The sequence below is a fragment of the Arenimonas sp. genome (assembly GCF_019459675.1).
Lineage (GTDB): Bacteria > Pseudomonadota > Gammaproteobacteria > Xanthomonadales > Xanthomonadaceae > Arenimonas.
On the sequence record NZ_JAIBFH010000063.1, the window covers coordinates 1 to 4,364 of the forward strand.

Annotated in this window: 6 protein-coding genes and 1 pseudogene; 2 read left to right on the forward strand and 5 right to left on the reverse strand. The window is 69.0% G+C overall.

Translation table 11 applies throughout. From position 1 onward, the window contains the following. Together K0M70_RS02440 and speD are read right to left on the reverse strand one after the other, a co-directional pair. Positions 1 to 268, reverse strand: a 268-nt coding sequence (locus tag K0M70_RS02440) for a multidrug efflux SMR transporter (protein WP_290778810.1), incomplete at its 3' end; no start/stop codon positions are given. A 118-nt stretch (positions 269 to 386) separates the two neighbouring features. Next, positions 387 to 1,175 (reverse strand): annotated as a pseudogene (gene speD / locus K0M70_RS02445) (adenosylmethionine decarboxylase); the annotation flags it as partial. A gap of 208 nt (positions 1,176 to 1,383) precedes the next feature. Between speD and crp the strand changes: the two are divergent. Beyond that, positions 1,384 to 2,049 (forward strand): cAMP-activated global transcriptional regulator CRP, encoded by a 666-nt coding sequence (gene crp, locus K0M70_RS02450; RefSeq protein ID WP_290778812.1) that lies wholly within the window; start codon positions 1,384 to 1,386, stop codon positions 2,047 to 2,049. 4 nt (positions 2,050 to 2,053) lie between these two features. Next, entirely contained in the window at positions 2,054 to 2,518 is a 465-nt protein-coding gene (locus tag K0M70_RS02455) for a GNAT family N-acetyltransferase (protein ID WP_290778801.1), read from the forward strand. Between the two features lie 8 nt (positions 2,519 to 2,526). Here the strand turns inward: K0M70_RS02455 and K0M70_RS02460 are convergent, their stop codons facing one another. From K0M70_RS02460 to K0M70_RS02470, 3 genes are read right to left on the reverse strand one after another with little or no spacing between them, the layout of a single operon-like run. Next, positions 2,527 to 3,189, reverse strand: a complete 663-nt coding sequence (locus K0M70_RS02460) for a haloacid dehalogenase-like hydrolase (RefSeq protein ID WP_290778803.1) — start codon at positions 3,187 to 3,189, stop codon at positions 2,527 to 2,529. A 4-nt stretch (positions 3,190 to 3,193) separates the two neighbouring features. Continuing rightward, positions 3,194 to 3,982 (reverse strand): indole-3-glycerol phosphate synthase TrpC, encoded by a 789-nt coding sequence (trpC, locus tag K0M70_RS02465; RefSeq protein ID WP_343211187.1) that lies wholly within the window; start codon positions 3,980 to 3,982, stop codon positions 3,194 to 3,196. Positions 3,983 to 3,992: 10 nt separating this feature from the next. After that, positions 3,993 to 4,331 carry an antibiotic biosynthesis monooxygenase gene (locus K0M70_RS02470; RefSeq protein ID WP_290778807.1) on the reverse strand — a complete coding sequence of 113 codons (339 nt, stop codon included), beginning with the start codon at positions 4,329 to 4,331 and terminating at the stop codon, positions 3,993 to 3,995. Positions 4,332 to 4,364: the final 33 nt, after the last annotated feature.

Consider the following 4,364-nt stretch of genomic DNA (forward strand, 5'->3'; position numbering starts at 1 on the left):
TGCAGGCCAGCCGTGGCCAGGCCGCGGATTCGCCGAACAGGGCGATGCCCAGCGCTGCCGTGCCCACCGCGCCGATGCCCACCCACACCGCGTAGCCCGTGCCGATCGGGATTTCCTTGAGCGCCAGCGCCAGGAACCAGAAGCTCACCGCCATGCCGGCCACGGTGACGGTGCTGGCCAGGGGCCGGGTGAAACCGTCGCTGTACTTCAGGCCGATCGCCCAGACGACCTCGAACACGCCGGCGATTGCCAGGTAGAGCCATGCCATGTCGCTTCTCCTTCCAGGGCTTCAGGAACGACAACGGCCCGGGGCTTTCGCGCCGGACCGTCGTCGGTGGTTCATCGCCCCATCGGGCGCGCGGGTCGTCCCGCGGGTCGGTTGAGTGGCTCAGGTTGCGGGCACCGTAGAGTTCCTCGATCTCGCGGCGCAGCTGCATCTCGATGCGCTGGCGGTCCTTGAAGCCGAGGTTCTTGGCCTTCTCCTCGAACAGGTAGGTGTCGAGGTCGAATTCCTTGAGGTGCATCTTCGTGTGGAACAGGTTTTCCTGGTAGATGTTCACGTCCATCATCTCGTAGCGCTGCTTGATGGGCTTGGACAGGAATTCCTGGATCGAATTGATGCGGTGGTCGATGTAGTGCTTCTTGCCCTTCACGTCGCGGGTGAAGCCGCGCACGCGGTAGTCCATCACCACGATGTCGGACTCGAAGCTCTCGATCAGGTAGTTCAGTGCCTTCAGCGGCGAGATGACGCCGCAGGTGGCCACGTCGATGTCGGCGCGGAAGGTGGCGATGCCGTTGTGCGGGTGGGTTTCGGGATAGGTGTGCACAGTGATGTGCGACTTGTCCAGGTGCGCCACCACGGCGTCGGAGATCAACTCCTTGCCGGCCGCCTTCTTGTCGATCACCGGTTCTTCCGAGATCAGGATCGTTACCGACGCACCCTGCGGGTCGTAGTCCTGGCGGGCCACGTTGAGGATGTTGGCGCCGATGATCTCGGCCACGTCGGTGAGTATCTGGGTCAGGCGGTCGGCGTTGTATTCCTCATCGATGTAGTCGATGTAGCGCTGGCGCTGGTCTTCCGACACCGCGTAGCAGACGTCGTAGATGTTGAAGCTCAGTGCCTTGGTCAGGTTGTTGAAACCCTGGAGCCTCAGGCGAGGAAGCGGCTTGACCACGTTGGCGTTCCTGCTTGGGAAGGGGGATACAGCGGGGGCCGGCATTATCGGGCAAACGGCCGCCCGGGGGAACCGACCCGGTCACGAAAGTGGAACGCCGGCCCCTCCCGGCATTGCCCGAGGCCTCCGGGACGCCTAAGCTGAACAGCATCAGCCGCCTCCGGGGCGGGGGCCGCATCGGCGGAGAATCAGGAGTTAGTAGATGTCCATGCAGCCTCACAAGGTGGTCAACAGCCCGCTGGCGCCCGATGCCGCGGTCCTGAACCGTTTCCTCGACCATTGCCACCGGCGCCGCTACCCCACCCGCACCGACGTCTTCCGGCCGGGCGCGCCGGCCACTTCCCTCTATTACGTCATCAGCGGTTCGCTGAGCGTGGTCAGCGAAGAGTCCGACGGGCGTGAACTGGTGCTGGGCTACGTCAACGCCGGCGAGTTCATCGGCGAGATGGGCCTGTTCTTCGCCGCCGACCAGCGCGCCGTGGTGGTGCGTACGCGCACCGCCTGCGAGCTGGCCGAGATCAACTACGAACGCCTGCACCAGCTGTTCTCCGGGCCGCTGGCCGCCGAGTGCCCGCGCATCCTCTATGCCATCGGCCTGCAGCTGTCCAAGCGCCTGCTCGACACCAGCCGCAAGGCCAGCCGCCTGGCCTTCATGGACGTCAGCGGCCGCATCATCCGCACCCTGAACGACCTGTGCCAGGAACCCGACGCGCTGTCGCACCCGCAGGGCACGCAGATCCGGGTGTCGCGCCAGGAGCTGGCGCGCATCGTCGGCTGTTCGCGCGAGATGGCCGGCCGGGTGCTCAAGCAGCTGCAGGAACAGGGCCTGCTGCACGCCCGCGGCAAGACGATCGTGGTTTTCGGCACGCGCTGAAGCCATGGGCACGGCCTCCACGCCCGGGCGCGAAAGCCTGCTGGTGCGTCCCGCATCGGCCCAGGACGCGGCCGGCGTGGCCATGCTGCTCGAAGTGCTGGGCTATCCCTGCAGCCGCGATGAGGCAGCCGCGCGCCTGTTGGCACTGCGCGACGAGCCCGACCAGCAGATCCTGGTGGCCGATCGCCACGGCCAGCTGGCAGGGCTGCTGGCGCTGGACCTGATGTACTACCTGCCCCTGGGCGCCCGCACCTGCCGCATCACCGCGCTGGTGGTGTCGGGCACGGAACAGCGCCGCGGCGTGGGCCGCATGTTGCTGCGCGAAGCCGAACTGCGCGCGCGACAGGGCGGCGCGGCCCGCATCGAACTCACGTCCGCCAGCCACCGCCATGAAGCGCACGAGTTCTACCGCGCCTGCGGTTTCGGCGAGAGTGCGCTGCGCTTCCTCAAGCGGCTGGGCGACGCCTGAAGCCAGGCTCAGAGGATCGTTTCGAACGCGCCGCGGAGGCGCTTGTTGACGCGGGCGAGGCTGCGTGGATCGGGGCGGACCAGCACCGGGTGCGCGGTTTCGCAAAGCAGCGGCAGGTCGCGGGCGCTGTCGCTGTAGACGGCGGCGAACGGCGGATGAATGCCTTCGCGGGCCAGCGCGGTGATCTTGCGGGGGCCCACCGTGTGTTCCTGGCCGATCCAGCCGCCGAAGGCCTCGCGGACGCTCGAGCCCACCACCGGCACGTCGGGCTGGCCCAGCGCCCGCCACAGCTCGCGCGCCAGCGAGGCCTCGGCGCCGGTGACGATCACCACCGGGTGGCCGGCGTCCAGGTGTGCGCGCAGCCGGATCACCGCCGGCGCGATCAGCAGCTCGTCGCGGCGCCGGGCGCAGTCGCGCAGGAAGTCCTCGCGCGCTTCGGCCAGCGCTTCGTGCGTGCGTCCGACCGTGGCCAGCCAGGTGTAGAAGCTGGCGGGAACCCACGCGCTGCGCCACCACGCGAAGCCCGGCGCCAGGAACGGGAAAGTCAGGCCGGCCGCCAGCCGCCGCAGCGGGTCGCGGCGCAGCTGGATGCGCAGCCACGCGGCGGCGCAGTCGCCGCGCACCAGGGTGCCGTCGAAATCAAACAGGACGGTGGCCGCCGCGTTCGCCATGGCCTCAGGCGAACAGCCGCGCAAGTTCGGCGCCGGGATCGGGCGCCCGCATGAACGTTTCGCCGACCAGGAACGCGTTCACGCCGTGCGAACGCATCAGCGCCACGTCGTCGCGGGTGGCGATGCCGCTTTCGGTCACCAGCAGCCGATCGGTGGGCACCGCCTGGCGCAGCGCCAGCGTGGTGTCCAGCGACACTTCGAACGTGCGCAGGCTGCGGTTGTTGATGCCCACCAGCGGCGCGCCCACCTGCAGCGCGCGCTCGAGCTCGTCGACGTCGTGCACTTCCACCAGCACGTCCATGCCCAGGTCCATCGCCAGGTGGGACAAGTCGGCCAGGCGGGCGTCGTCGAGCGCGGCCACGATCAGCAGCACGCAGTCGGCGCCCATCGCGCGGGCCTCATACACCTGGTAGGCGTCCACGGTGAAGTCCTTGCGCAGCACCGGCAGCGAACACGCCGCGCGCGCCTGCAGCAGATAGTCGTCGGCGCCCTGGAAGAAATCCACGTCGGTGAGCACCGAAAGGCAGGCCGCGCCACCGCGCTCGTAGCTGGCGGCGATATCCGCCGGCCGGAAGTCCGGGCGGATGACGCCCTTGCTGGGGCTCGCCTTTTTCACTTCGGCGATCACCGCGGGCAGGCCGGCGGCGACCTTAGCCTGCAGCGCGGCGGCGAAGCCGCGCGCGGGCGGCAAGCCCCGGCAGCGGTCCACCAGCGCGGCCAGCGGCACGCGCGCGCTGCGCTCGGCGACTTCTTCGGCCTTGCGGCGCAGGATGGTTTGCAGGATGTCGCTCATGAAGTTCCTTTCAGGGGCTGCCGTAGGCGCGTTCGACCTTGGCCACGCGCAGCTCGAAGTGTTCATACCACAGGGTACGTCCGCGTTCGCGGGCCAGGCTGTGTTCGGCGTTGCGGCGCCAGGCCAGGATGTGGGCCTCGCTGGCCCAGTAGCTGACGGTGATGCCGAAGCCGTCGGCGCCGCGTGCGCTTTCCACGCCCAGGTAGCCGGGTTGCTGCGCCGCCAGTTCGACCATTCGCTGCGCGGTGGCGCCGTAGCCGGAACCGCCGCCGTCGTCGCGGCGCTGGCTGCTGAACACAACCGCGTAGTACGGCGGCGCAGGCAGCGTGGCGAAGCCGGGCGCGGCCATGTCGGGCTACTGGCCCGCCAGCCGCCGGGTGGC

Bases quoted from the DNA above. Each gene is read 5' to 3' on its own strand.
- K0M70_RS02460 (WP_290778803.1), bottom strand. From the start codon at position 3,189: ATGGCGAACGCGGCGGCCACCGTCCTGTTTGATTTCGACGGCACCCTG.
- K0M70_RS02470 (WP_290778807.1), bottom strand. From the start codon at position 4,331: ATGGCCGCGCCCGGCTTCGCCACGCTGCCTGCGCCGCCGTACTACGCG.
- trpC (WP_343211187.1), bottom strand. From the start codon at position 3,982: ATGAGCGACATCCTGCAAACCATCCTGCGCCGCAAGGCCGAAGAAGTC.
- K0M70_RS02455 (WP_290778801.1), top strand. From the start codon at position 2,054: ATGGGCACGGCCTCCACGCCCGGGCGCGAAAGCCTGCTGGTGCGTCCC.
- crp (WP_290778812.1), top strand. From the start codon at position 1,384: ATGCAGCCTCACAAGGTGGTCAACAGCCCGCTGGCGCCCGATGCCGCG.